24 protein-coding genes and 1 tRNA gene are annotated in these 25,602 nt (G+C 47.9%); 8 read left to right on the top strand and 17 right to left on the bottom strand.

From position 1 onward, the window contains the following. Positions 1 to 18: 18 nt before the first annotated feature. Both pepD and YC6258_RS03620 read right to left on the bottom strand, forming a co-directional pair. Positions 19 to 1,470: a beta-Ala-His dipeptidase gene (gene pepD, locus YC6258_RS03625; protein WP_044615843.1), complete on the bottom strand. Its 1,452-nt coding sequence runs from the start codon at positions 1,468 to 1,470 to the stop codon at positions 19 to 21. A gap of 90 nt (positions 1,471 to 1,560) precedes the next feature. Continuing rightward, a complete protein-coding gene (locus YC6258_RS03620) occupies positions 1,561 to 3,123 on the bottom strand; it encodes a putative bifunctional diguanylate cyclase/phosphodiesterase (RefSeq protein WP_144407552.1) in 1,563 nt (520 codons plus the stop codon). 329 nt (positions 3,124 to 3,452) lie between these two features. On the opposite strand from YC6258_RS03620, the gene rep reads away from it, so the two are divergent. Continuing rightward, a complete protein-coding gene (gene rep, locus YC6258_RS03615; RefSeq protein ID WP_044615841.1) occupies positions 3,453 to 5,477 on the top strand; it encodes a DNA helicase Rep in 2,025 nt (674 codons plus the stop codon). A gap of 111 nt (positions 5,478 to 5,588) precedes the next feature. Continuing rightward, complete coding sequence (locus YC6258_RS03610; RefSeq protein WP_044615840.1) at positions 5,589 to 5,813, top strand: hypothetical protein; 225 nt, start codon at positions 5,589 to 5,591, stop codon at positions 5,811 to 5,813. Positions 5,814 to 5,910: 97 nt separating this feature from the next. On the opposite strand, the gene YC6258_RS03605 is transcribed toward YC6258_RS03610, so the two are convergent. Continuing rightward, positions 5,911 to 6,327 (bottom strand): c-type cytochrome, encoded by a 417-nt coding sequence (locus tag YC6258_RS03605; RefSeq protein WP_044615839.1) that lies wholly within the window; start codon positions 6,325 to 6,327, stop codon positions 5,911 to 5,913. A 426-nt stretch (positions 6,328 to 6,753) separates the two neighbouring features. Here YC6258_RS03605 and YC6258_RS03600 point away from each other — a divergent pair. Together YC6258_RS03600 and YC6258_RS30130 are read left to right on the top strand one after the other, a co-directional pair. Continuing rightward, positions 6,754 to 6,830 (top strand) — tRNA-Arg (locus YC6258_RS03600). Positions 6,831 to 7,386: 556 nt separating this feature from the next. After that, the gene (locus tag YC6258_RS30130; RefSeq protein WP_169748925.1) at positions 7,387 to 7,557 is read left to right on the top strand and encodes a hypothetical protein; all 171 of its coding nucleotides are present in this window, start codon (positions 7,387 to 7,389) and stop codon (positions 7,555 to 7,557) included. Positions 7,558 to 8,037: 480 nt separating this feature from the next. Here YC6258_RS30130 and YC6258_RS03595 read toward each other — a convergent pair whose 3' ends face one another. Continuing rightward, the gene (locus YC6258_RS03595) at positions 8,038 to 8,949 is read right to left on the bottom strand and encodes a LysR family transcriptional regulator (protein ID WP_044615838.1); all 912 of its coding nucleotides are present in this window, start codon (positions 8,947 to 8,949) and stop codon (positions 8,038 to 8,040) included. Between the two features lie 103 nt (positions 8,950 to 9,052). On the opposite strand from YC6258_RS03595, the gene YC6258_RS03590 reads away from it, so the two are divergent. Then, positions 9,053 to 10,051: an aldo/keto reductase gene (locus YC6258_RS03590; RefSeq protein WP_044615837.1), complete on the top strand. Its 999-nt coding sequence runs from the start codon at positions 9,053 to 9,055 to the stop codon at positions 10,049 to 10,051. 119 nt (positions 10,052 to 10,170) lie between these two features. On the opposite strand, the gene YC6258_RS03585 is transcribed toward YC6258_RS03590, so the two are convergent. The 9 genes from YC6258_RS03585 to YC6258_RS03545 all read right to left on the bottom strand — a co-directional run bounded on the left by YC6258_RS03585 (position 10,171) and on the right by YC6258_RS03545 (position 20,692). Continuing rightward, positions 10,171 to 10,728, bottom strand: a complete 558-nt coding sequence (locus tag YC6258_RS03585; protein WP_044615836.1) for a chorismate--pyruvate lyase family protein — start codon at positions 10,726 to 10,728, stop codon at positions 10,171 to 10,173. 171 nt (positions 10,729 to 10,899) lie between these two features. Beyond that, positions 10,900 to 11,172 carry a hypothetical protein gene (locus tag YC6258_RS03580; protein WP_044615835.1) on the bottom strand — a complete coding sequence of 91 codons (273 nt, stop codon included), beginning with the start codon at positions 11,170 to 11,172 and terminating at the stop codon, positions 10,900 to 10,902. Between the two features lie 89 nt (positions 11,173 to 11,261). Then, positions 11,262 to 11,816 (bottom strand): hypothetical protein, encoded by a 555-nt coding sequence (locus tag YC6258_RS03575; protein ID WP_044615834.1) that lies wholly within the window; start codon positions 11,814 to 11,816, stop codon positions 11,262 to 11,264. A 2-nt stretch (positions 11,817 to 11,818) separates the two neighbouring features. Further along, positions 11,819 to 12,952, bottom strand: a complete 1,134-nt coding sequence (locus YC6258_RS03570) for a PQQ-binding-like beta-propeller repeat protein (RefSeq protein ID WP_044615833.1) — start codon at positions 12,950 to 12,952, stop codon at positions 11,819 to 11,821. A 15-nt stretch (positions 12,953 to 12,967) separates the two neighbouring features. Then, entirely contained in the window at positions 12,968 to 13,624 is a 657-nt protein-coding gene (locus YC6258_RS03565) for a hypothetical protein (RefSeq protein WP_044615832.1), read from the bottom strand. Between the two features lie 251 nt (positions 13,625 to 13,875). Next, a complete protein-coding gene (locus YC6258_RS03560; RefSeq protein WP_044615831.1) occupies positions 13,876 to 14,937 on the bottom strand; it encodes a hypothetical protein in 1,062 nt (353 codons plus the stop codon). After that, complete coding sequence (locus tag YC6258_RS03555; protein ID WP_144407551.1) at positions 14,918 to 16,480, bottom strand: hypothetical protein; 1,563 nt, start codon at positions 16,478 to 16,480, stop codon at positions 14,918 to 14,920. The genes YC6258_RS03560 and YC6258_RS03555 overlap by 20 nt, the downstream gene beginning before the upstream one ends. Before the next feature lie 275 nt (positions 16,481 to 16,755). Continuing rightward, a complete protein-coding gene (locus YC6258_RS03550) occupies positions 16,756 to 17,820 on the bottom strand; it encodes a hypothetical protein (RefSeq protein WP_144407550.1) in 1,065 nt (354 codons plus the stop codon). After that, positions 17,792 to 20,692 carry a hypothetical protein gene (locus YC6258_RS03545; RefSeq protein ID WP_044615828.1) on the bottom strand — a complete coding sequence of 967 codons (2,901 nt, stop codon included), beginning with the start codon at positions 20,690 to 20,692 and terminating at the stop codon, positions 17,792 to 17,794. Before YC6258_RS03545 ends, YC6258_RS03550 begins: the two co-directional genes overlap by 29 nt. Before the next feature lie 79 nt (positions 20,693 to 20,771). Here YC6258_RS03545 and YC6258_RS29495 point away from each other — a divergent pair, with 79 nt between their 5' ends. Together YC6258_RS29495 and YC6258_RS29490 are read left to right on the top strand one after the other, a co-directional pair. Then, positions 20,772 to 21,398 carry a transposase gene (locus tag YC6258_RS29495; RefSeq protein ID WP_052830033.1) on the top strand — a complete coding sequence of 209 codons (627 nt, stop codon included), beginning with the start codon at positions 20,772 to 20,774 and terminating at the stop codon, positions 21,396 to 21,398. Positions 21,399 to 21,432: 34 nt separating this feature from the next. Next, positions 21,433 to 21,702, top strand: a complete 270-nt coding sequence (locus YC6258_RS29490; RefSeq protein ID WP_052830032.1) for a hypothetical protein — start codon at positions 21,433 to 21,435, stop codon at positions 21,700 to 21,702. A gap of 294 nt (positions 21,703 to 21,996) precedes the next feature. Here YC6258_RS29490 and YC6258_RS03535 read toward each other — a convergent pair whose 3' ends face one another. The 4 genes from YC6258_RS03535 to YC6258_RS03520 form a co-directional block, all read right to left on the bottom strand. After that, positions 21,997 to 22,341: a hypothetical protein gene (locus tag YC6258_RS03535; RefSeq protein ID WP_044615827.1), complete on the bottom strand. Its 345-nt coding sequence runs from the start codon at positions 22,339 to 22,341 to the stop codon at positions 21,997 to 21,999. A gap of 142 nt (positions 22,342 to 22,483) precedes the next feature. Beyond that, on the bottom strand, positions 22,484 to 23,281 hold the full coding sequence (locus tag YC6258_RS03530) for a hypothetical protein (protein ID WP_044615826.1): 798 nt from the start codon (positions 23,279 to 23,281) through the stop codon (positions 22,484 to 22,486). A 283-nt stretch (positions 23,282 to 23,564) separates the two neighbouring features. Next, positions 23,565 to 24,620, bottom strand: a complete 1,056-nt coding sequence (locus YC6258_RS03525; RefSeq protein WP_044615825.1) for a hypothetical protein — start codon at positions 24,618 to 24,620, stop codon at positions 23,565 to 23,567. After that, a complete protein-coding gene (locus YC6258_RS03520) occupies positions 24,617 to 24,934 on the bottom strand; it encodes a hypothetical protein (RefSeq protein ID WP_144407549.1) in 318 nt (105 codons plus the stop codon). The genes YC6258_RS03525 and YC6258_RS03520 overlap by 4 nt, the downstream gene beginning before the upstream one ends. A gap of 477 nt (positions 24,935 to 25,411) precedes the next feature. Between YC6258_RS03520 and YC6258_RS30125 the strand changes: the two genes are divergently transcribed. Continuing rightward, positions 25,412 to 25,585: a hypothetical protein gene (locus YC6258_RS30125; protein WP_169748924.1), complete on the top strand. Its 174-nt coding sequence runs from the start codon at positions 25,412 to 25,414 to the stop codon at positions 25,583 to 25,585. Positions 25,586 to 25,602 lie beyond the last annotated feature (17 nt).

Here is a 25,602-nt window from a genome sequence, read left to right as displayed (position 1 = left end):
TGGCCGCTCGTTTGAGCATTACAGGGTCTTCAAAATTTCGCGCAGCAACGTCCAGAATGGTTCGACGGTGGCTATATTCAGCCGTTCAGTCGGCGAATGCGCACCCTTGATGGTCGGACCAAAACTGAGCATATCAACATCCGGCTTTTTGCTCTTGATGATGCCGCATTCGAGGCCTGCGTGGATGGCCTTGGTCGCAGGTTCTGCGCCAAACAATTGCTGATACACTTTTTTTCCGTGCAACAGCAAGCTGCTGTCGAAATCCGGTTGCCAACCCGGATAATCGAGCAGGGTTTTGGGTTGTAGAGCAAACAGTTCCGCCAGCGCCATATACTGGTTTACCAGCGCTTCTGCCTCTTTGGCATTAAAAAAGCGCATGCTCACATCCATTGACCAGTGCCCCTGCTCCAGACTGACTTTGGCCAGGTTGGCACTCAGATCCACCAGATCTGCAGGCTGCTGCAGGTTATAACTCTGAGCCCCATGAGGAAACAGCTGCAACGCCTGAATGAACTGCTTCTGGGCAGCTCCCTGCAATACCCTCTCCGGTAATGTTGCGGCATTCAATGTCAGGGTGAATTGATGATCCGTTTCCGGCAAATAGCTCAGCCACTGCTGAGTCAACTGCTGACTCAATTGTTCCAGTTCGGGCAGTGTCGATTGCGGCGCGGTTATCACCAGTCGCCCTTCTCGGGAAATCACATTATGTGCCACGCCGCTACGGTAACCCGCCAGCCGGGCGCCCAGCTGCTGTGCCTGATGCAGCCACTGAGCCAGCAGCTTATTGGCATTGCCCAGTTGTTGATGAATCTGGATGCCGGAATGACCACCGGTCAGACCTTTCAATTCCAGTTGCAAACCAACGTGACCCGCTGGAACGGCTTCTGTGTCCAGGGTTCGTTCCAAACGCCATCCCTTGCCACCGGCGCAGCCGATGAAAAACTCGCCCCAGTCCTCAGTATCCAGATTCAGCAGTCGAGTGCCTGATAACAGGGTTGCGTCCAAACCACTGGCCCCGAACAGTCCGGTTTCCTCTTCGACGGTGAACAACAGTTCCAGCGCCGGGTGCTGCACTTCGGGATCCGTCATCACCGCCAGTGCCGCTGCACAACCGATACCATTATCAGCTCCCAGAGTGGTACGGTCTGCGGTCAGCCAGCCATCGGTGATCTGCAAATGCAGAGGATCGAGAGCAAAATCGTGTGCCTTGTCGTCGGTCTTCACGGTGACCATATCAAGATGATTTTGAATGATGACGGCCGGTCTGGATTCAAAGCCGGCACTGGCGGGCACATAAATCACCAGATTACCGGCACTGTCCGTGCGGGTTTCGAGGCCACGCTCCTCGGCCAGCGACAGGCAGTATTGACGAACCTGCTGCTCCTGACCGGAAGCTCTTGGAATTTGACTGAACTGATAAAAATGCTCAAACAGATGTGCCGGGGAGGCGGGAAAATGATCAGGCTTCATAACAATCTCTGTAACGGATTAACCGCGCCATTGTAACTGACCGGCTCCCGGATACCAGTGACGTGACAAGCCACGGGTATCGGGGATGCTTCAGGCTCTGGGATCGCTGGCCGGCCAGCGAATCAGATCATCGTATTTCGGCTGCCGGCCCAGCATCTGGACCATGGCTTTGAACGGCATCGGAATACCGGTCAGAAATCCCTGTACGTGATCACAGTGCATCTGTTTCAGTAAATCCAATTGCTGGGTACTCTCCACCCCTTCGGCCACTACCGACAGACTCAGGTCATGGGCCAGGTTGATCAGCGAGCGGACCAGATGCCGGGAGTTTTCTTTTTCCAGCATCTGCCGAATGAAGGAACGGTCAATCTTAATGGTGGAAATCGGAAAACTGTGGATGTGAGTCAGAGAAGAAAAACCGGTGCCGAAATCATCAAGCGCAATACTGACACCCTGATTATGAATATCTGTCAGTACTGCCTGAGCGGTCTCCAGATTTTCCATCACCGATGTCTCGGTCAGCTCCAGCTGAATACAGTGAGGGTCAATGTCCAACCGCGAAATCATCGAACTCAGTTTTTTATAAAACTCCCGATCCCGCAACTGAATAAAACTCAGATTGACGGCAATTTGCGGTGGTTTCAGTCCCTGAGCCTGCATCTGGGCAACGGTCTCGCAGGACTTCAGCAGAATCCACAACCCCAGAGACTGGATAAAACCGGTATGTTCCGCCCGGGGAATAAACTCACCGGGTGGAATCTGTCCATACTTCGGATGATTCCAGCGTACCAGCGCCTCCAGGCCGCTGACATGACCATCATGCAGGTCGAACTTGGGTTGAAAGTACAGCTCAAACTGCCGCTTGGCCAACCCCTCTACCATTTCGGCGTCCAGGGTCAGGTCGGGTAAACGGGTAAGTCCCTGGCCGAATGCCAGCACCCGACGCTGCCCGGTCTTGGCCTGCTTGACGGTATCCAGCACGTAACGAACCAGAGTATTACTGTCGGCATCGGTCTGTGGATAAACCAGATGACCAATACAACTCTGCAACACGCATTCCTGGTTTTTCACCGCAAATGGCATGGCAATGGATTCCTGCAACCATAGCAATAGCGCATCCAGGCGGACCCGATCCTTCAGGTCCGGCACACCGATCAAAAACTGATCACCCGCCATACGACCGATGAATGCGTTTTCCGGTATGACGCAGAACAATCGTTCTGCCACCTGATACAGCATGTGATCGCCCTGGCGATAGCCAAACACCTCATTGATATAACCAAACTCGCGTATATCAACACAAATTAACGCCACCGATCTGCCGCTGACGGCTACGCCATCGCAGCTCATTTGCAACCGATCCAAAAACTCTGGCAATAACAGTAAATTTCCAATTTTAAGTTGGTGAGGTGCGGAGTGGATCCGGGTCAATTGCATCTGCACATACGGAAGATCAAGCTGGGTCGTCAATAAAAACCCGCCTGCACCAGAATCAAGTGCCTGTTGTGCAGTGCGAATATCCGCTACCAATGCAATCCAGGGTATGTCACCCTCTGACACGGCCTCATCGGGGTATTCACAAATAAGCAGCTCACAATCCGCAGATACCGTCTTATCCGGCATCAACCACTGAACATCTACTGCTAAGGCCATAAAACTCTCTTGCAACTTCTGTCTGACATCCTCATTGCGAGACAGAACAGCAACTCGTTGAGGAACAACTGGCACTCACGATATCCTAATAACGAAATGTTGTTTATTTGTCAGGAACGCTCCGAATAATGATCTCTTTTTCAGCAGCTTCCTTAGGTATAGCTCATAAAATGAACTATCGATGACTCACTATACAGAAAATCGGCAATTAATTTCCGCTAAAATTAACCTGCCAGACACTTTTAGAAGACACATTGCAAAAGTAACACTGTTTTTAGCCTTCTAAATTCTTAAAATTCGCGATCCTTTTAACCCGCAGGGACTTCCCATTGAGCAGACTGAACAGCCGACAACAAGAAGCCGTCAATTTTATTGGTGGACCATTACTGGTGCTGGCTGGTGCTGGCAGCGGTAAAACCAGCGTCATAACACAGAAAATTGCCTACCTGATCAGCGAGTGTGGCATTAAGGCCCATCATATTGCCGCTGTCACCTTCACTAACAAAGCAGCGAGGGAAATGAAACAACGGGTCAGCAAACTGTTAAAAGGTAAAAGCACACGCGGTCTGATCGTCTCAACCTTCCACAATCTGGGTCTGAACATCCTGCGTAAAGACGGTACCGCCATCGGCATTAAAAACGGCTTTACCCTGTTCGACCAGCAGGATTCCCTGGCCATCATCAAAAATATCATTGCCACCGATTATCCCAATGAGATGGATCAGGCAGACTTCTTTCAACACCTGATCAGTAACTGGAAAAATGACCTGATCAGTCCGGCGCAAGCAAAATCTCATGCCACTGAAGAAAATGTCGTCATGGCCGCCGAGGTATATGACGCCTATTGCCGAATGCTGAGCGCGTACAATGCCACCGACTTTGATGATCTGATCCGGCTGCCAGCACTGCTGTTCCAACAGCATCCGGATATTCTGCACAAATGGCAGAACCGGATCCGTTACCTGCTGGTGGACGAATATCAGGACACCAATACCAGTCAGTATCTGCTGGTAAAGTATCTGGTCGCCGGCCGTGCTGACTTTACTGTCGTGGGTGACGACGATCAGTCCATTTATGCCTGGCGCGGTGCCCGGCCGGAAAACCTGGTACAGCTGCAAACCGACTTCCCCAGCCTGAAAGTGGTCAAACTGGAACAGAACTACCGCTCAACCAGTCGAATTCTGAAAGCCGCCAACACCGTTATCGACAATAACCCGCACGTATTCACCAAAACCCTGTGGAGTGAAATGGGCTATGGCGATCCAATCCGGATCTTTCGTTGCGCCAATGACGAAGCCGAATGCGAACGCGTTGCCAGCGAGATAGTGGCCGCTCACTTACAGAAAAAAATTCCGTATCAGGATTTCGCCGTACTGTATCGCGGTAACCATCAGAGTCGGATTCTGGAGATCAAACTTCAGGCCAATCAGATTCCCTATACCGTCAATGGCGGCACCTCGTTTTTCTCCCGCGCGGAAATCAAAGACGTTATGGGTTACCTGCGCCTGCTCATCAATCCCGATGACGATGCCGCCTTCCTGCGCATCATCAACACCCCCAGACGGGAAATCGGTCCGGCGACCCTGGAAAAACTCAATGATTATGCTGCCGGCCGCAGCATCAGTCTGTTTAAAGCCTGCTCCGAAATGGGCTTGCGGCTGCACCTGCCGGAAAAAGCAGCCGACAAGCTGGTACAGTTCGTTCGCTGGATGGAAGATACCGCCGAAAAAGTCTATCGCCATGAAACCCCGGCCCAGATCCTGCGGGAAATGCTTGCGGATATCGAATACGAGTTCTGGTTGCGCCAAGACAGCGGCTCAGCCGGAATGGCCGAGCGTCGCTGGTCCAACGTGAATCAGTTGATTGATTCCATCACCAACATGCTGGAAAAAGAAGACCCGGAAACCGACGAAAAAATTGCCATTGAAGACGCCATCGCCAAGTTGATTCTGCGCGATCTCATGGAACGTCAGGAAGAGGAAGGGCAGCTCGACTCCGTTCAGCTCATGACCCTGCATGCCTCCAAAGGTCTGGAATTTCCGCATGTATACATGATCGGCCTGGAAGAAGAACTGCTCCCCCATCGCAACAGCATCGAAAGCGGGGATATAGAGGAAGAACGACGACTGATGTACGTGGGAATCACCCGGGCGCAAAAAACCCTGACCCTCACCTATGCCGCCAAACGCAAACAGTTTGGCGAAATTATCGACTGCATCCCAAGCCGGTTTCTGGACGAGCTGCCGGCCGATGACCTCGAATGGCACGGCCGCGACGGCGCGATTTCCGCCGAACAGAACCGGGCCCAGGGACTGGCGGCATTACAGAGTCTGAGCAGCTTGTTAGGCGACTAATAGCTGATTTGAGCTAAACTATTAATCCGGCACAGTTAATCGTCGGGTTTATATCAAGCATTCAAAGCAATTGCCGATAGAGATATCAGGCCCAGGCGCGAGACAGACTCCATGCTAAACGATTTCTCAGCACTGTATAAAAACCAGCAGTTGGAAGAAATTCACACCGATAAGGTACTGGCCAAGCATTACATTGGAGATCGTATCGTCATAAACGGTGAAAGCTATACGGTGACCGGCAACTATCCCAGACATGGCTACCTGTTTGGCATGCCCAACAAAATCAGTCGTGGTCAGCGCAGCGTCAAAATCATCTACGGTGAACCGGTCAAATAATCACAGAAAAGATATTCGATGCACTGAAGACACTCGTCATTTTGCCTTCAGTGAGAGAAGCTCCAGCTGCAACGGCTGGAACTGATAACCAAAACGTTTATTTGACCTGAGATATCATATATTCAACCACGCCCTTGATATCGTCATCAGAACACGCACCGCAGGTTCCTCTGGCCGGCATGGCGTTGAAACCATTTAAAGCATGATCCAACAAAGTATCTTCACCCTGAGCAATCCGCGGTGCCCAGGCAGCCTTATCATCCAGTTTTGGTGCCCCTGCCGCACCAGTACCGTGACAGGCAAAACAGGTCGTCTGAAAAATCTGCTCAGGCGTCTTGGCCTCATCAGCCGAAGCGGTTGCCGCCGCTGCCGACGCACAGTCATCGCCCTGTACACACACCTTGGCAACCGGTTTGATCCGATCAATCAATGCCTGCTCAGCATCGCTGGTTGCCGCCTGAATTAGACTTGCCAAAATTGCCGTAACCACCAACAGCATGATTTTTCTAACCATCTCATCCTCTCTCGTTCGGGGAAAACCGACCGGCGTCACCGGTTCTGGAAAATAAAAGTGGGCAGAGTATACCGGCAACCTCTCGCGACTGAAACACAGACCAACATCGACTTTAGGGTTTTTAACCCAACCAAACCCACGAAAAAGACCCGAGACCCATAAAACCTCAAATATAAGTCACTGAAATAAAATGCCTTATGGACATCAACCGCACAATCGCTACAATACGCCCCCTCGATCACCTGCAAACGATCGAGACACCCGCCCGTAGCTCAGCTGGGTGGAACCGGGAATTCTGAAAGCACTGCTTTCAGCCGGTGGAACGACGAACAGCCATGCTGGACGGCTGAACCGAGTACTTACTTGATTCAGCGCATTCAAAAACTGAGCCCGTCACCGAACCGACGCTAAACCGTTCACCAATACCCGCCCGTAGCTCAGCTGGATAGAGCGCTGCCCTCCGGAGGCAGAGGTCTGAGGTTCGAATCCTCTCGGGCGGGCCATATACCTAAGAACCCGCTTAAAGCGGGTTTTTTGGTATATGGACTGCCCGAGTCGGACGAGATACTCAGTCAGGTTCGACAAAACGCAGGAGCGTTTTGGACCGCAAAGCGCCGCAACGCGGACGAGTGCAGGAAGCACTCGGGTCCATCCGATGACCACAACCCCGGTACCTCACAAGCACCCCGCTCAAGCGGGTTTTTTGGTATATGGACTGCCCGAGTCGGACGAGATACTCAGTCAGGTTCGACAAAACGCAGGAGCGTTTTGGACCGCAAAGCGCCGCAACGCGGACGAGTGCAGGAAGCACTCGGGTCCATCCGATGACCACAACCCCAGCACCTCACAAGCACTCCGACCACGCTCCCACTCAAGCAGGTTCTTTGGTATATGGACTACCCGAGTCGGACGAGATACTCAGTCAGGTTCGACATTGAGCCGTTACGCTAAAGCTGCAAAGGAATTTTAGACACTCACTTTCCCGATGTTGCCAACGCAATTGACTCTCGCCATGACAGGCAACAGGACCATTCCGAAGACGAACCACATACCGAGGATATGTTTGCAGAGCTATTTGAAGAGTTACATGAGGATTCTGTACCTGAAGATGACATCGACGTAGATGAATTCTTTGACCAGTATGATGACTATGAACAGCAACGTCAGCACGAAACCAGAACTCTCAATCAATACCATGTTTCGCAAAATCGCCCGCGTACTGCACCCTGATCGTGAGCAGGATGAAGTTTTGAAACTTTAAAAAAACCGCTTGATGGGAGAGCTGATTGAAACCAGAGATCAAAATGACATCGTCAAAATCTTTGCGCTGTATGATCAACATGTCGGGGGATCACCACTGGCTGAAATAGCGGAACGTCACTCGCCTGCTGGAGCGACAGTTTGAATACCTTAAAGACGAAAAATACGCCGGCCTGCAACAAGACTCTTTCCTGATGTTCGTGCTTGAACATTTTTATCAGCTAAACCCTTCCAAACACCAGCAGATCATCAAAAACAGGTTAAAGAAATTATCGCCAATGAATCACGGCTCCATTCACAGATCACCACACTCAAGGCTCTTAAGCCTTATCTGGATGAGCGCTATTTTATGAAAATGGAACAAGCCTATTTCTATTAAGCTGCCCAAATACAACGGACTCGTGGATCCAACCCCCTGATGCCGGTGTATATATCGCGTTTCACTTGACATCATCCCGCTTCAGAAGCCTGTATCTGCCTTGCAACCACGTCACTCAACCAATCCATAAACACCCGCAAATGCCGGCTGGAACGTCGCCGGGCCGGATATAACATCGACACCGGCAGCGATGCCGGTGGATGCTGGCTCAACACTTCAATCAGACGCCCGTGTTTGAGATCGTCGATAATGCCGTATACCGGCACCTGCACCAGCCCCAGACCCGCAAGTCCCGCTGCAATGTATGCATCGGTACTGTTGGTGGTGACCGGGTGCGGCAACACCAGCTCACGATATCCATCGTTATCCCTGAACTCCAATGCCTCCACACGTCCGGAGGAGGGCAGTACATAACCCACCATTTCGTGACCCTGCAAAGCTTCCAGAGATTCAGGCGTACCGAAGCGAGCAAGATAGTCCGGACTGGCCAGAGTAATATTCGACAGCGCCGGCAAGGGCCGGGCGATCAGACCGCTATCCTGTAAAGTTCCAGCCCGGATCAGCAGATCCACCCCCTGCTCAATCATATCGACCCGAATATCAGACACGCCGATATTCAGCTCGATCCCCGGAAAACGTTGATGAAACTCAGGCAGCTGCGGAATGACCAACAAGCGGGCGAACCGGGAAGGCATATTCACCCGGATGATTCCCATCGGTTGGGTGTCCTGTGAAAATAAAGTGGATAACTCCTCCCAATCGCTCAACAGATGCCTCGCCTTCTCCAGTATGACCTCTCCTTCAGCGGTCACACTTACCTGGCGGGTGGTGCGCAACAATAGGGGCACCCCCAACTGTTGTTCCAGCCGCTGTACGGCCTGGGTCACGGTGGAACGCGGCAAGTTCAGACTGGCAGCCGCACTGGTAAAGCTATGGGCTTCACAGACTCGTTGAAAGATGGCGAGGGTTTGTAATCTATCCATTCGATTGTTCGCAATTTACAAATACTGAAGCTGTTATAAGCCCCTTTATTCAAAAAGTAAAAACATGGAAGCTGTCCTCACCAATGACATAAGGGAAACATCAATGAAACAACGTCAACTGGGTCAGCACGGCCCGACGGTATCGGCCCTCGCACTGGGCTGCATGGGCATGAGCGAATTCTATGGCACCACTGACGAAGCGGAATCACTGGCCACGCTGGATATGGCACTGGAACGCGGGGTGAATTTTTGGGATACCGCCGACATGTATGGCCCATACAGCAACGAACAGCTGCTGAGCAAAGCCCTGACTGGGCGCCGGGAACGGATCTTTCTGGCCACCAAGTTTGGTATCGTGCGTGACTCGACCGATCCTCATAAACGTGGCGTCAACGGCCAGCCGGATTATGTCAGACGCGCCGTGGATGACAGCCTGAAGCGACTCGGTACCGACTATATTGATCTTTATTATCAACACCGGATAGACCCCGATACCCCCATCGAAGAAACCGTGGCCGCCATGGCCGAACTGGTCAAAGCCGGGAAAGTACGCTATCTCGGCCTGAGTGAAGTAGACGCTGAGCGCCTGCGTCGGGCTCAGGCAGTTCACCCAATCACGGCGGTGCAGAGCGAATACTCCCTCTGGACCCGTGACCCGGAATACAAGGTACTGGATACCTGCCGCGAACTCGGTGTCGGCTTTGTGGCCTACAGCCCTCTGGGGCGCGGTTTTCTAAGCGGCCACATTCGCGCCATCGAGGATTTGGATGCCAATGATTTTCGACGTTTCAATCCCCGTTTTCAGGGCGAAAACTTCGCCAAAAACCTGCGGTTGGTGGATGCGGTCAAAGCCATGGCGACCGACAAAGGCATCACCCCGTCGCAACTGGCACTGGCCTGGCTGCTGACCCGGGACCCACATCTGATCCCCCTGTTCGGCACCAAGCGACGCAGTTACCTGGCTGACAATATCCATGCCGTCGACGTGGTCCTCAGTCCGCAGGAATGCCAGACCATAGAGCAGATATTCCCGATTGATCAGGTCGCCGGTCTACGCTACGCCGCAGAAACCATGACCATGGTGCCACAGGTTCCAAAATGATCACGGGATCAGCTGTCATTTGCTTCCGCCATTGAGCAAGCCCCAAGTGACCGCGGCTGATACAGGGACGTATCAACCCCATCACAGACAGGCAAACAATGTCGCCGAAACACTCAGGATTAACACGGCTCCAATGGTGGAATTTTTTCCGTAATTACCATGATCGGCCGATGCTCACTGAAGACCAGAAACGTACGACTGAAAAGCGAATCAGTTGCCTGCATACCAAAATATTCACCCAGCTTACCGGCCGGTTCACAGCGATAATCGACAAACCGCTTAAACGACTCAATCCCATGCTGGTTCAGCACCTTGCCGATGGGCGTGTCGGTGTGAGTCAACTGCTGCCGAACCGACTCACTGACGCGATCACAAAACACAAATGACTCCGCATAAATATAATGACGCCGGCTCTCCTCGCCTCGCAGCAGAATCCTGCGGACCAACAGATTTTCCGGCTCAGGAACCTGCAGATAAGACTCATTGAATGGCATCAACTCCGTGCCCTGCATCACCTTCTGCACCTCAATCAACTCCAGAAAGCAGGACTCCAGAATATGCGTCAACGTACCATTGGCCGTCAGCAGAATACGCGGAATCAACCCGACCTGATGCAGATTGATATCCCCCAGAAAACAGCCCTCCGGCCGCCGGACCAATCCGAGTGTGGTTTCCAAAACGAATATATCCTTTAGTCAGATAACAAGACGCGCTAGCTTACGCATAGATGGGTGATGAATATAGAGGGGGATGTCTCAATGGCCCGTTGGGGGGTATTTTGGGTCGGTTATACAAACGACCACTCTGACCACACCATCAAGAACAACCATGACCAGTATCGAGCTGACCTACTTGGGGAGAAATAACATCAGTCCGATCAAAACCCAGATAAAGGCAGCAACGATCAACCACAGATAACGAAAAACGCCAGCTTTTCGGCCAGAGGACTTTGGCATAAAACGAGTCAACACCGCTGCGACCAAGGCAAACCCCAACGGCCAAAGTTTATCATAGTAACCAGATGGCAGTACCACCGCCAGATAAGCGACAACCCAACCAACGGCAGCACCAACGCTATACCAAAGGATTTTCCAGCGTCGCTGTTCCGCATTGAATGCCATTCCCCAGAAACAAGCGGTTAATGTACCCAGAAAGGCAGCAACGATCAGTTGTGGGGTGGTGAATTTGCCCTTTTCCTTTGGATCGGGCTTTAAGGCTTTTTTGTGTATTGTTGCTCCAGGTCAGAAAGTTCTTTTGCGGCTTCAACAGGCACATGAAAAAAGCTGGTACCTTCTTCATCAGTATGCCCTGCAACAAACGTCCAGCCATCGATTTCTGTCAGGGCAATTTGCTCAATTGCATCGCAAAATGTTTCCGGTACAACATCAGGTTCTTCATCCACTGAGAACGCCAGTTCTTTCAAAATCCCATTCAGCTTAAATGAGATCATCACCTGCAAACCATTCCAGGTTTCCAAAATATCGGTAATATGGATTTTGCCTTGAGAGGCAAGCGCGAGTTTTTGTAAATGCCTGAGATAAAAACCTTCATCCTGGTAGGTGTTACAATCATCAAACCTGACCAGATTAAACTGAGATAAAGACTGAGTGGTTAATATTTCCAGCGGGTGAACATAATCATAACTCTGCCACTCACTCACAAACTCTTCAATTTGTGAAACGTCGGGGACTGATTTTATAAGTTGATGACTCTTAAGAATTGTAAGCACTTCAGTGCTAATACCCACAAGGCTTTGTGTATTCATAATCAATGCTGCCCCATTCTTTCCGGACAAATCCAAGCCTCTTCTGGATCTCTCGGTCTATTCGGAGAGATATATTCTTCTTCCCACTCGTAGCAACGTAAGTTTCCACCCATGTCCATGAAATAAACATGATGGTCGTAAAAGTGAATAGTCATTGGTTCATAAGGTTCATCGGCTTGCCAGACTTGTTCCCCGGTCCATTTGTCCAAAGCAGCAAGCTGACTGCGATTGATACAGACGAACACTAAGTCTCCCGCAATATACTGTCTGTCAACTGATTTGAAAGTTTTTTGCCAGAGCAGCTTTTCATGTTTCCAATCATAGGCAGCCATATCTCCACGTAGATTTGCCCCTACCGTCATTGGTGAAAATAAGTCCCGATATGTACCAAAATAGTTACCTTCGACAGGTTTTTTTATCCCTATATATCCAAGTTGTTGTAATGTTTGATCATGTAAAAAATAAAAATCTTTTTCGCTAACCACCTCTATCCCGCTAATCGTAGATATAGCTTTCCTAAATCCTGGCATCTCTGTTTCACACACCAAAGACATATCTGCCAGGTTACGAACTTGTACTTTATCACCCTGCTTACACACAATCTGATCCGGGCGATGATACATACTGTGAGGGTAACAACAGTCTGTTTCCCGGATTTCACCTTGCCAGGTCGTCAGATCAAATACCCACCAGATACCTGGATGGGTTTTAACATTCAGCTCCCGCACCACATGGGTATCGGTAATAAAACCATGACCCATACCCGGTTCTATGCCAGTTTCGTCAAATTCTGACCATGGGTCATAAGCGATTTCAAGAGTTTCCATATCCAGAATATAAGGGTCTGCAAAAAGGTATTGGCCATTGTGGCGAACTGTACCTGAACCATTCAGATATTTATCCAACTCCTTAGTTTGAACAATTTTTCCTAAATATCGATCAAAAACAATTAAACCCTTGCAAAAGGCTGTACTTAAAATATGTTTTTGATATGGAAACATTTCTTCAAATAAATGTTCAAATCTGCTTCGATAACTTCCCTGAAAATCATACTTAAATTTTTTAGATGGTATTCCCGATGTCCGAGACATTTTTCCATGGTGCCAACAGGCCACTTTATCTTGATCATCCAACATTCTTTCAAACCTTCTTTAACTGGTAAATGGGGGTACTTGCTCTGGCAAAATATTCACTTTGAGCAAATCATCTAAAATTGCATCAATTTCAGCATCACTTTTATTAAGTAACCACTTTTGAAGCCTACCTGCCCCAGTAAACTCCTTACTATCAAACTCCCCACTCACAAAAATTTTCTTAAACCGTTCACGAATATCCACGGCGGTTGTATCCACCTGATCCCAGAATCCGCCAGACAGGCGATAATCTAGCCTTGGCATACCTGCGTTAATCTCACCCTTCCACGTCACAACACCATCATCAATACTATCGATTCGATTTATCACCTCTTCCTGAAGGTGTTTCATGAACTGTTTGTCCAATGATTTCAACGATGCTGCTTTATTGGTCCGATATGCACTACCAGAAAAGTTCTTACTCTCAACATTCAATGGTCGAATAGTGCCATCCGGTGTAATCCAATCGAAGGTATTATCGACACCTTCTCTGCCCTTGCGCGATGCGATATAAGGATCGTTCAACCTCGGGTTAACATGGGTTAGGGTCAGGGTGCCTTGCAGATATTCGGCATCCTGCAAAACACTTTCCAATCCATTAGCCTCACCCACTACTCGCTTAAGCTGCAAAATACTGATCTTCAGGCCCTCTCCCTGTGGATTAAGGTTACTCATAAAAGCTCGAACTTCGTCCGCACCAACCCTATCCTCATATCAATATAACAGGACACCCAACGTAACCAATGTTAATAGCCTTTGATTAAATTATGAACACCCACCGCCTGGCGTTATCTACCGATCGTATAGACTGAGTGCTGTGTTTACAAACTCGCTGCGGGAAACCCAGACTGCCTCTGCTCGGCGGATACAAAAAAGGGAAGCATTCGCTTCCCATTTCATAATCATTAGCCTGGCAATAAAAATAGCTATTTCAACACATCCGGATCATTCAATAACGGGTCGTGCATCTCGGGAATCAGTTCACCTTCATGATCTTGGCATTCACTGGTGGAGGGATAGCCTTTTTGCCAGGTGAGTTCGTTGGCTGATAGCCAGCCTTGGATCATGGCTTCGCTTGTGTCCTGTGGCAGGTATTCACCGGTAATACCGGATTCACTGGCTGCCTGTGCAACCAGATCCTTCTCATAGTGCTGCCAAGTATTTTTCTGTAGTGTAAAACCTGTCGACTCATTCACACGATTACTCTCGTATGACTTCCGCCATACCAGGATGTCATTATGACCATCCTGGTCAAAGTCACCAAAATACAGTTTCGAATAGTTCCGTATACCTGGATAGACAAGACCAGGTCCCGGGCCAATACCGGTCATATATTCCGATATATATTGATAGTCCGATGTTTGATGATGTTCTGTTAACCAGTCCTGAGTACTCTGCGCATGCAGCCAATCAGAAACACCCGAATATTCTGCAAATAATGTTCGCCCATAGGCAGGGGAGAAGATTATCATTTGATCCAGCAGAACCAACATCAGAACATGTTCATCTTTTGGAAACAATTGTCCATATCGTAGTGGTGTTTCGTTCATACAACCAAGTCCTGGTATATGGGCGGAATAAAAAGGTCCATCAATATTTTCAGGTGATTCACCAAGTGATAGCTGTAACGTTTTAAGTACTTCAGGATAGTAAATATAGGGCCAGCGGGTCAGGGGCCAATTGTTCAAAACATCATAAGAGTATTTAAAATTATCTAAACTTTCTCTCGTAACTTTATTACTCAATATATTCAGCTTTCTACTTAATGAATAGTACAATCCGTTCGCATGGTCATATTCTATAAAAGCTATGCCATCATCAGGAAAACCAGTGGACAAAAAGTAAAATGCATACCCTTCTTTCGTTTCAGCTAAATCTGTCATCGGTACCTGACCTTTTTGCAGCTCAACTGAAAAGCAATCTGCTGAAAATAACGAAAACATAAAAGCTATCAGTTGTGTTCTATATCTAATTACAAGTTGTTGCATAATTATGATCACCTGCATTTGGATTACCATTAACAATTCTTCTAGTCTGACTCATTGCGCTGTCAAAGGTGACTCCAGATATCCATTCATGCTCACCATATGCAAGACACCATGCTTGTCCACCATTTGGATGTGCTGTGCCATCTGGTAGGACTAACGGATACCTACCTCCCGCCCAAATATACGTCCTCAGATGATCTCTGCCTAAAAATTCCCTCCGGATCTGGATGGAATATTTACAAGAATGACAAACATTTGTTCGAGTACTATTCCCAGTACTGTCAGCACGATACTGTTTATATTTCAAGATAAACGGCCAGCTTTTACGGGTAGGTCCCTGAATCCATCTATGAGCTGAATTATAATAAAACACTGCTTTGGCTAATTTCTCATAATGATCTTCTGCAGTACCTAACGTATCTTTACCCACAATACGAACCAAATCATGAATGTTTTCTCCAGCTGTATCTGCCAGTTCATAGTTGGTACCTAAATTATTATGTGCGAATGCCTGGTTCATACCTCCCGGACAGTTATGATCATCTGTCGACTCTGATGACAAATACACCGTAAACAATTTAACCTGATCTGCCGGGTCATAAAGATTCAAATCGGTAGCCGTTAAGGCTGCACACGCAGAACGGGTGCCATATCTCAACGGATATACCAGCTGGCTGAACGACAGACTACCATGTTCATCTGCTCCTTCAGTTATGCGATATGGTGTAGGCTGATAAGGCTGACCTTCTGTTGCTGCGGCGTTTGTACCCCAATGATGTGGGGATTCACCGCCTATCCACGCTTGTAATAATCTGGCGCGGGTGTAAGGATCATCTTCTGCCTCCGCATGACGATCTATTCCGGCTTCTGCAATCACCTGATTGTGAATCGCTTCTGTATAAGAAGCAGGCACATGACTTTCACCATCAGGCAACGTAATACCATCAGACCAGATGGCAACAGCGTTATCCAACCAAGTAGCAAATTGAGTATCACTGCTGCGGATGACAGGGCGGGGATTACTATGTCGGCTACTCATATACTGCATGTAATCCCGCTTCAATAAGACAAGGGTTACATCGTCCAACCGACCTGTTTGAGCATCGATTTCATCAGTACTCACATAATAATTGTTATTATTATTTCGTGCCTGGAACTGAGCCAGCATCAGCTCCAGTGACACTCGACCAACAGCACAGTCATTCACGTTTCCGGGATAGAAAATACTGCGGTCATTCGCCAGCTCACCCGTACAATTGGTTGTCCATACTTCCGTCCCATTGGCACGCGTAAACCGCAATGAATTAATCTCTGCACCATAGGCACCCGCTTTCCATTCGCTGGGAACCGTACCTGACTTTTGCGGGCTAATCCCCAACTGCCACAGCGCCATTTCAAGTAATTCCACATCGCTACCTTGTGTCGGATTCGCCGGATCGTTCGATGGTCCGATAATCCGACTCTTGATCTTAAAGGTTTCAGTCACCGGTGCCAGATGAGTCGATTCTGCAAAAATGGCCGTATAACTGGCATCAATCGCCAATGCGTTACTCCACAATGGTTCGGGTAACTGGCTGGTACTATTAATCTCTGCTGGCTGCCACTGGAAATATAACAGGACACCCAACGTAACCAATATTAATAGCCTTTGATTAAATTATGAACACCCACCGCCTGGCGTTATCTACCGATCGTATAGACTGAGTGCTGTGTTTACAAACTCGCTGCGGGAAACCCAGACTGCCTCTGGTCGCCGGATACAAAAAAGGGAAGCATTCGCTTCCCATTTTTTAATGATTAGCCAGGCAATAAAAATGGCTATTTCAACACATCCGGATCATTCAATAACGGGTCGTGCATCTCGGGAATCAGTTCACCTTCATGATCTTGGCATTCACTGGTGGAGGGATAGCCTTTTTGCCAGGTGAGTTCGTTGGCTGATAGCCAGCCTTGGATCATGGATTCGCTTGTGTCCTGTGGCAGGTATTCACCGGTAATGCCGGTTTCACTGGCAGCTTGGGCCGTCAGATCACGTTCAAAGTGCTGCCAGGTTTGCTTGTACAACCCAAACCCTGAGACACTGTCAGAGGCTTCCCGACTTTCATAACGCTTGCGCCAAACCACTATATCCGGGAATTCATCTCCGTCAAACTGACCGAAAAATGCCTTGGCATATACCCTGACCCCAATATTATTGTCTCTCTGACGGGTCCGTTGAATATATTGATGTTTGGAACCCGGAAAGGAAATAAAATCCTGCAACGCATAACGCATGGAAAAGATAATACGCTGACGATCCGGCGAAAAAATCACCAGATCCTGTTTATACTCAAACGCACCTAAAAATAGTACCAACTCTTTTTGCTGATCATTTTCCACATCACCATATCGCAATGGAATCGAGGTCAGGCAACCCATATATTGAGCACCTTCTTCATTCTCCTGAAGGTAGTTTTCATTCACCAGAGGATCCCAGTCAGAGGAATTGTCAACCCAAGTGGGGCCAGGGCGATAGAGATCTTTGATGACCGGATCGGTGATTTCAGGAAGCCAGCGGGTTAGAGGCCAGCCTGGAATATTTGCACCACTACTCAGATTAAATTTATTAATTGAGCCAGCTCTGAATAGCCAGAAATACACATTACTACTATCTATTTCAATAGCGCTATCTGCTATAAATGGACCATTAGAAGCATTCCACATAGCTTTTTTAAGAGTAGATGGAATGTCTGTACGATTGAAACCTTTCTTTAGGCTAGTTATATTTTCTTGTGCGTATGTTCTTAATGCACAAAGCAAAGCAAGGCAAAACAAAGCAAATTTTCCAATCCTTAAGAGCTTCATAAATATATCCTTAATTACAATCAATTCTAAAATCTTCATTATTTTCAGCTCTATCTCTGTAATCATTAAACCGAGCAGGAACCCTATTATTCGGATCTAATGGATCTGGAACCGTAAAGCCCGGACTAATCCACTCTTCCTCCCCATACTTAAAACACCAGGCAGGCTCCTGAGCCTCATTCACCGCATCACCTTCTGCTTCTGTTCGCGGATCATCTGCCAGTGTATCTTCTGTGTCTCCATCGCCGTTAATATCCAAACCTCTCTCCCCAACCCAAATATATGTCACATACGGTAAATAACCACTCATGCCGGTCATCGTCTGGGTCTTTTCTTTGATCTTCATCCAATAATCAAAATTCGTCGAGGTACTGGTACTGGCTGGATCGCTTTTCAACATGTAACGCGTACTGAAGTAATTCAGACCGGCCAGATCTCCTGTGCCATGGTTATAGGCGATAATGCCTTTACCCAGCAAATTCAAACCACTATCGTGGTCATCGATAAAGGCCCTCCAGGTTGTATGGTTCCTGGCACAGCTGCTCGTAGCAGCGTGATTGCGTGTTTCGTAACAATATTTGAATGGTCTTTGTGGCGCAGTAATGGCCGTCTGATAAAAACGGTTGGAATCACTAACATATGCATTGTACAGGCCCCGGGTATATGTGCATGCATCATCAGCAATCGCTGCCACGAATGAGAATAAATTATCACGTGGATAATACTGATTGACATTGCTGACCTCCACACCACCCCGGGTGACATAACCTCGGATACTATCGCAGTCATGTTCAGGCCCATACGTACGCTGCCAGACAATCTGGTTGAAGCCCATGCTTCCTTTTTCCTCTGAACCGCCCCCCTCGTTGATGCGATAGGGTGTTGCCTGATAACCCTTCTGATTGGTTCCCCAGAAGGCACCACCACTTTCCTGTTGCATCCAGGCTTTCAATATATCCGCACGGGTCAATCCCTGAGCGTCGGCCGGAAAATTTGCAGTGATGGCACGGTGAATCTCGTCCGTATAGGTCGCATCCAGACGATAACCGGTGGCCCGTAGATAGGGGATCTCCCCTCCTTCGTCTAACAATCTTTCGGTAATGGACCACCAAGCGCCGGGTATGTCGTTTAACCGGAAAACAGATTTAGAGGTCGACGCAGTAGCCGACGAGTAATGGCGCCACACACGATATAACTGTTCATACGTATCATTACCTGCCCAACCGTCCACACCGGTCGAATTTTGATTGCCAGCAAGATTATTTTCATCAAAGCTCCGACCCTGGAACCGCCGCACCAGCCCTTCGGTCGCGACCCGCCCATTGGTACAACCCACCCAGCCTTTGATGAACTGATCCCGTTCCTGGGTGGTGCCGCTGCACGGTTTCGTTGTCACTGTCGTAGCGTTGTCATTACGATTGGATTTAATACGTGCTCCTTCATTACCCGAAGCAGCACGGCCTTTTTGAGGGCTTAATCCGAGTTGCCATAACAGCTCCTCTAACATCGCAACATCCCATCCTTTCATGTCTTCACGGGAACTCGGCCCAATGGTCCGGGTTTTCACCACAAACCTTTCAACTGAATCATCCATACCAGTCAACGTCGCCTGAAAACGGCCAATAATGTCTAGATTACTTCGCCATAGCGCTTCTTGCTGGTTTGCATCACCAGCCGCCGGCTCCCACCACACTGACCAGTCGGCCGGCAGACTCGTCTGCGGCAACGGATTGGTTGTGGTTTGGGTAAACACCTGATTGGCTTCATAGTAATGACACGGATACAGTATGTCATCGTAGCGCACGCCATCCACATAGCAGTACCATCCTGCGTGATCGAACGACCATTCAAGCTTCTCGACATTAACATACTCATCACTGATTCCGTTTGAACTTGGTTTTAACGGTGGCTGGTAACGGTATTTCAAGCGCATACCTCCCAATGTCCTTACTTTCTCACCCTGCTCTGTGTCGCTCAAGTTGATTTTGTCTGGTAACGGTAGCATTTCTGTCAGTGTGCCAGAAATTTTGTAGTAAGCATGCAAACCATTACGACCAAATGCATAATCCCATAAAATATTGCCAGCATCTTCATTGGTATACAGACTGATCGTTAAATAGTCGTCGGAGCCCAATTGATTGAGATACTCCAGATCATCAATCCGGATAGCACCATTTTCCGTCAAATTGATACTGTATTCCTGCTGACCTATGCTCAGAATCAGCGTTTGATCTGCATAAGAGGGCAAGCGGGTATTTTCCACACCACCTTGCAAGCTATAGATAACCTCTAATATGTCTGACCCCGTTATCTTAGGATCGGGAATGTCCTGTATATCAATATAATGCTCAATGTCTGGATCATTTTGGTCAGTTTGCACTAGATTGATCGACCCCATTTCAAAGTCATAGACAGAAAACTGATATTCTGGCCGAAAGTACCATTTATATAGAGGACTTGGCTTGATCATGCCATCTAAGCTTACACCGGCTTCTTCTCGCTGACGTTTTTGTATCAGATAGGATTGCTCCTGCAGCAAACTGGCTTCTTCGTCATACACCGGCACTTTCACCGGCACGAACCGCTTCGGTCGATATGCATTCTCAGCCACACCACTCAGGTTATCCGAGTCCAATCCCCGGCTCTGACTCCCCAGCGCAAAATCCTGGTATTCGCCATACGGCACACCAAACGCCTGCACGTAAAAATGCTGGTTGCCCCAATTCTGACCCGGCAGCCGAATCACCTGGGCATGGGTGCCGGGTTTGATGCTGAATCGGGCGGTGCCCACCTGACTGGCATCCTGAAGTTCGTGGGCACTGGCGCTGTAAGCAACCCGTCCTGTAAACCCATAATCAGCCAACGCTTCCGGGATCGCAGTACCGTCCTGATTCGCAGTATAACAGGACACCCACCTTAACTATTGATATTCACGTCAACAGCCGGCATTATTCGATACTGTATATATATCAGTATAAGGATGTATGATCATGACCCGATCAAGGAAGTCGCAAATCTCACTTGAAGCCACGCCTTATTATCATTGTGTTTCCCGTTGTGTCCGTCGGGCGTTTCTGTGTGGAGTTGATGCCCTCACTCAGATTAGCTACGAACATCGCCGCCAGTGGGTTGAGGATAGACTGTTGTGGCTGGGTGAGATATTCGCCATCGATATCTGCGCTTATGCCGTCATGTCTAACCATGTCCATGTGGTGCTGCATATCAATGTGCTCCAAAGCCGGCAATGGTCCGCAGAAGACATTGTGATGCGCTGGCATCGTCTGTACAAAGGCTCACCACTCAGCCACCGGTTTCTGAAAGGTGATGCCTTCTCACCGGCAGAACAGCAGGCGTTTGAAGCCTTAGTGGCCCAGTGGCGGGAAACCCTGACCTCCATCAGTCGGTTTATGGCGGTGCTGAATGAAGGTATCGCCCGGCGTGCCAATGCCGAAGATCGCTGTACCGGTCGTTTCTGGGAGGGCAGGTTTAAGTCTCAAGCATTACTTGACGAACAGGCCTTAGCCGCCTGTATGGCGTATGTGGATCTGAATCCCATTCGAGCCAGCATGGCTGAAACACCGGAAACCTTGCGCCAAGGCATCCAAACAACCCGGTGATTTACTCCCTTTTGTTGGCAATCCCAGCGCAGACATGCCCGAAGGTTTGCCCTTCAAATTAAGTGATTACCTGGAATTGGTGGATTGGACCGGCAGAGCGATTCGGGAAGACAAACGTGGATTTATTGCAGAATCACTTCCTCCCATTCTGACCCGCCTGAATATTTCCGGTCAACAATGGCAACAATTAGCACGGCAGTTTGAAAAACAGTTCAGGTGTTTTGCCGGGCAGAGGTCGTCGTTTGAGAAAGTCAGAGATTATTTTCAGTTAAGCCGAACTCCACCAAATTTGTTGGCGACCTGATTTCATATCACGCCATCAAGCATCCTACTTAAAAGCTTGGCTCCTCAAATCGCCGGCTACGCCTCCAGGTCAGCCAGAACTATATTTTTGTTTGATTTGGAACAAGATGTATATAGTTTGGTTCTGTAGTAAACTTGATTCATTCGGTTTTTTTGCAAGGTAGTCGCGAATCATCGTTGCCTTGTTTCGTTTTTTTTATTTTAAAGTGTTTTAAATGGGTGTCCTGATAAAGCACACTAAAGCAGTCAAAAAACCATGAAATCCCATGTTCGAGTGCCGGTAAAAATAAATACACTAAACCCAGCTCTGTTCCACTTGAATATCGCTGATACCACAGAGTTCCAACCAGCAAACAATCTTTGGAACTATATCTTCAAGTTGATAGCCACCTAGAAAACACAGCAGGAATTTACCATCCGTGCCAGGATAAAACTCATGCAATTCCAGATTCATACCGCTTTGCTCTTCGAAGGCATCCAGCATTTTTTCTAATGCTTCTTCCGCTTGAGGAAAATGTTCGGTAACAAAATTCTCCAGTTTCGCTCCAACATGCCCCTCAACAAGCAGATCCAGCATTTGCTGCACTAGCTGCTTTTGTTCGGATTTGTTATGGCCTTTAATTCTGACTGTGAGTTCCACTAGCTGTTCTCCTGCTTGACTTGTTGCCAGAGTCTTGGATTACCGGAGCGAATTTCAAAGGGGTTATCGTTCTGGAATCTTTTCTCATCTAAATATTTCGGCAGCATTTTAAATTAATGTACATTCTTACAACCGAACTGATTCAACTATGTTTTTTTTGGGCTGCTTCCCACATCGTTGTGACAACAGGCTCAAATTCACGAGTATTCATAGCAAGTACAAACTGGCTTATAAAGCCTTTGATCTGTTCCAAATAAGGTAAAGAAGGCGAATCCTTAAATTGAAGCAATATCTCGAATAGCAGGTTCAGTTTGAAACGCAAACGATTCACCGTATCCAAATCATGTTCTGTAACGACTTGAATGGCTGATATTAAAAAATCCACTTTATAAAGGTACTTTGGAGAGATATCTGAAATACCTTCAAGCAAGTTTTTTATACTGCCAAAAAAATGTTCTATTACTGACCTTGTAGACAATTTACCGCTGAGAGGCTCACCATACCTTTTAGTTGCGACAGACGACTGTACTATCGGCAAGTAGGTTTCTGGTAAAAAGTGCTCCCACAACCGTAGTTCCTCTTCGACGCTCCAGCCACGAGATGTTAGAGTGTTCAGCACGAGATACTCCAATAAATCGGTAAATTCCTGTTTACTACGATCAAACCCCCCATATTGATAGATTACATAATCCCAGCCTTCGAGGGTTTTTAACGGATATTCATCAATCATTGCCCTCAGGAACGATTTTTGCCCTCTACCATAATCTTTGGGCATTGCAAGTTCACCACTAAAGAAATACCTTTGTAAAGCTATGAGATCATTTTTCCTTTTCTCAGCATATTGATTCTCGCAATATATTTCCCACTGCAGTTCTCTCTGACGTATCCACTCAGGTTCTTCTGTAAAACTTAAATCTGGCTTTGCTATTTCAATCGTCATTACTATTACTCCACCTCTAATTCTTCAAACTCTGCCAGAGCGTCCACAGCACTTTCAAATTCCATCGTCACAAGTACAACAGGACACCCAACGTAACCAATGTTAATAGCCTTTGATTAAATTATGAACACCCACCGCCTGGCGTTATCTACCGATCGTATAGACTGAGTGCTGTGTTTACAAACTCGCTGAGGGAAACCCAGACTGCCTCTGGTCTCCGGATACAAAAAAGGGAAGCATTCGCTTCCCATTTTTTAATGATTAGCCAGGCAATAAAAAATGGCTATTTCAACACATCCGGATCATTCAATAACGGGTCGTGCATCTCGGGAATCACTTCACCTTCATGATCTTGGCATTCACTTGTGGAGGGATAACCTTTTTGCCAGGTGAGTTCGTTGGCTGATAGCCAGCCCTGAATCGTTATTTCGCTTGTGTCCTGTGGTAGGTATTCACCGGTGATGTCGGTTTCGCTGGCAGCTTGGGCCGTCAGATCACGTTCAAAATGTTGCCAAGTTTGTGCTGTCAGCCTGAATCCTGAAACACCGTCTGAAGCATCACGGCTTTCATAACGCTTGCGCCAGACTAAAATATCCAGAAAGTCATCACCATCAAAATTACCCACAAACGCTTTGGCATAGGTACGAACACCAATATTGTTGCCTCTCTGACGGGTCCGTTGAATATATTGATGTTTGGAGCCAGGAAAGGAAATAAAGTCCTGCAGTGCATAACGCATGGAAAAGGTAATACGCTGACGCTCTGGCGAAAAGACCACCATATCCCGCTTATAGTCGAAAGCCCCCAGAAACAGCACCAGTTCATTCTGTCCATCGCCGTCTATGTCACCATAGCGCAATGGCATCATGTTCAGACAACCCAGATAGTAAGTCTCCCCTTCTATTTCCTGAAGGTAATTTTCATCAACCAAAGGATCCCAACCTGAAGAATCAATCCATTCTGGAGAAGGGCGGTAGAGATTTTTGACGATTGGATTGGTGATTTCAGGAGACCAGCGGGTTAAGGGCCATGGACCACTTACAGTCTTTTGATTTAGATTAATACCAGCTATAGACTGCTTCTTACTCAATACATATTTCTCTTCACTATCTGCAACGGGCAAATATGCAATAATAGTTCGTAGACTTTCAATATCTTTCGCAATAGCTATATCCTCCAAATCCCATATTTTGAATTTTTGCTCTTGAGGGAATCCCGATAGGTCTCGATTTTTTGTACCAACCTCAAGCCTGATATCTGCGTAAGCGTACGTATCCAAGATTCCTATCATGTATAGACAGATGAAAATTAACGTTCGTAATAACCTGATTTTGTTCATTGACAATCCATCCTTCGATCTATATCGCCTTCTCTTTCTCGTCCATAAGCAAATCTTTCTGATTCATCATGTGCGTCTGAAAACACAATACCCGCCATCCACTCTTCCTCCCCATACTTAAAACACCAGGCAGGCTCCTGAGCCTCATTCACCGCATCACCTTCTGCTTCTGTTCGCGGATCATCTGCCAGTGTATCTTCTGTGTCTCCATCGCCGTTAATATCCAAACCTCTCTCCCCAACCCAAATATATGTCACATACGGTAAATAACCACTCATGCCGGTCATCGTCTGGGTCTTTTCTTTGATCTTCATCCAATAATCAAAATTCGTCGAGGTACTGGTACTGGCCGGGTCACTTTTTAACATGTAACGCGTACTGAAGTAATTCAGGCGAGCCAGATGCGAGTGCCTTTAACATGACCTTGGCGGTGTTAATGCTGATCCGGTCCAATGATCCAAGGCTTTCTTCAACAGGTCATACCTAACGGTCATCTGAGTTTTACAACGCTATTTCAATGAGTAAGCACTAACTCATCAAAAATATTAAATAGTCTGGAGTGTTGAACTTGCAAGGGCCGTCATGCTGATGCCGGTATAGTTTTGTAACAAATCCAGACGACTGTGCATCCATCTCCGCTTTGTGATTCTATGTTTTGGGTATGAGCTCCTCAGTGCTACCCTTTTCAGGAATATTGGGTACACTGCAACCCGGATGCCATAGTATTAATCAGGCCCGCTGATTTTTTGAGTATGATAATCATGTTAATTCAACATTACAGGAAGCTGTCTTTGATTCAGCTGGCAGCGACTGTTTGCTTTCTGGCAGGTGCCATTGCCACCATACCGACATCGTATATGAATATCGATGAAGCCACGCCTGTCTGGCCGGTGGCTTTTTTTGGTCTATCAGGTGTCTTGATCATCGTCAATCTGGTGACCGCGCTGAAGCGTCATCGTCGTTAACAGGAGCAGGGATATTG

Origin of the sequence: Gynuella sunshinyii YC6258 (genome assembly GCF_000940805.1) — a bacterium.
Taxonomy (GTDB): domain Bacteria; phylum Pseudomonadota; class Gammaproteobacteria; order Pseudomonadales; family Natronospirillaceae; genus Gynuella; species Gynuella sunshinyii.
Note: the sequence above shows the minus strand (reverse complement) of the source record. Positions and strands in the feature narration are given on the sequence as shown.

What these genes read in the sequence shown, in the direction of transcription:
- YC6258_RS03565 (WP_044615832.1), bottom strand. Translation starts at nt 13,624, where the DNA reads ATGAGTAACCTTAATCCACAGGGAGAGGGCCTGAAGATCAGTATTTTG.
- YC6258_RS03610 (WP_044615840.1), top strand. Translation starts at nt 5,589, where the DNA reads ATGCTAAACGATTTCTCAGCACTGTATAAAAACCAGCAGTTGGAAGAA.
- YC6258_RS03530 (WP_044615826.1), bottom strand. Translation starts at nt 23,281, where the DNA reads ATGACGATTGAAATAGCAAAGCCAGATTTAAGTTTTACAGAAGAACCT.
- YC6258_RS03580 (WP_044615835.1), bottom strand. Translation starts at nt 11,172, where the DNA reads ATGGCATTCAATGCGGAACAGCGACGCTGGAAAATCCTTTGGTATAGC.
- YC6258_RS03620 (WP_144407552.1), bottom strand. Translation starts at nt 3,123, where the DNA reads ATGGCCTTAGCAGTAGATGTTCAGTGGTTGATGCCGGATAAGACGGTA.
- YC6258_RS03590 (WP_044615837.1), top strand. Translation starts at nt 9,053, where the DNA reads ATGAAACAACGTCAACTGGGTCAGCACGGCCCGACGGTATCGGCCCTC.
- YC6258_RS03595 (WP_044615838.1), bottom strand. Translation starts at nt 8,949, where the DNA reads ATGGATAGATTACAAACCCTCGCCATCTTTCAACGAGTCTGTGAAGCC.
- YC6258_RS03605 (WP_044615839.1), bottom strand. Translation starts at nt 6,327, where the DNA reads ATGGTTAGAAAAATCATGCTGTTGGTGGTTACGGCAATTTTGGCAAGT.
- YC6258_RS03525 (WP_044615825.1), bottom strand. Translation starts at nt 24,620, where the DNA reads ATGAACAAAATCAGGTTATTACGAACGTTAATTTTCATCTGTCTATAC.
- YC6258_RS03570 (WP_044615833.1), bottom strand. Translation starts at nt 12,952, where the DNA reads ATGTTGGATGATCAAGATAAAGTGGCCTGTTGGCACCATGGAAAAATG.
- YC6258_RS30130 (WP_169748925.1), top strand. Translation starts at nt 7,387, where the DNA reads ATGTTTGCAGAGCTATTTGAAGAGTTACATGAGGATTCTGTACCTGAA.
- pepD (WP_044615843.1), bottom strand. Translation starts at nt 1,470, where the DNA reads ATGAAGCCTGATCATTTTCCCGCCTCCCCGGCACATCTGTTTGAGCAT.
- YC6258_RS29495 (WP_052830033.1), top strand. Translation starts at nt 20,772, where the DNA reads ATGACCCGATCAAGGAAGTCGCAAATCTCACTTGAAGCCACGCCTTAT.
- YC6258_RS03550 (WP_144407550.1), bottom strand. Translation starts at nt 17,820, where the DNA reads ATGAAGATTTTAGAATTGATTGTAATTAAGGATATATTTATGAAGCTC.
- YC6258_RS29490 (WP_052830032.1), top strand. Translation starts at nt 21,433, where the DNA reads ATGCCCGAAGGTTTGCCCTTCAAATTAAGTGATTACCTGGAATTGGTG.
- YC6258_RS03560 (WP_044615831.1), bottom strand. Translation starts at nt 14,937, where the DNA reads ATGCAACAACTTGTAATTAGATATAGAACACAACTGATAGCTTTTATG.
- YC6258_RS03575 (WP_044615834.1), bottom strand. Translation starts at nt 11,816, where the DNA reads ATGAATACACAAAGCCTTGTGGGTATTAGCACTGAAGTGCTTACAATT.
- YC6258_RS03520 (WP_144407549.1), bottom strand. Translation starts at nt 24,934, where the DNA reads ATGAAGATCAAAGAAAAGACCCAGACGATGACCGGCATGAGTGGTTAT.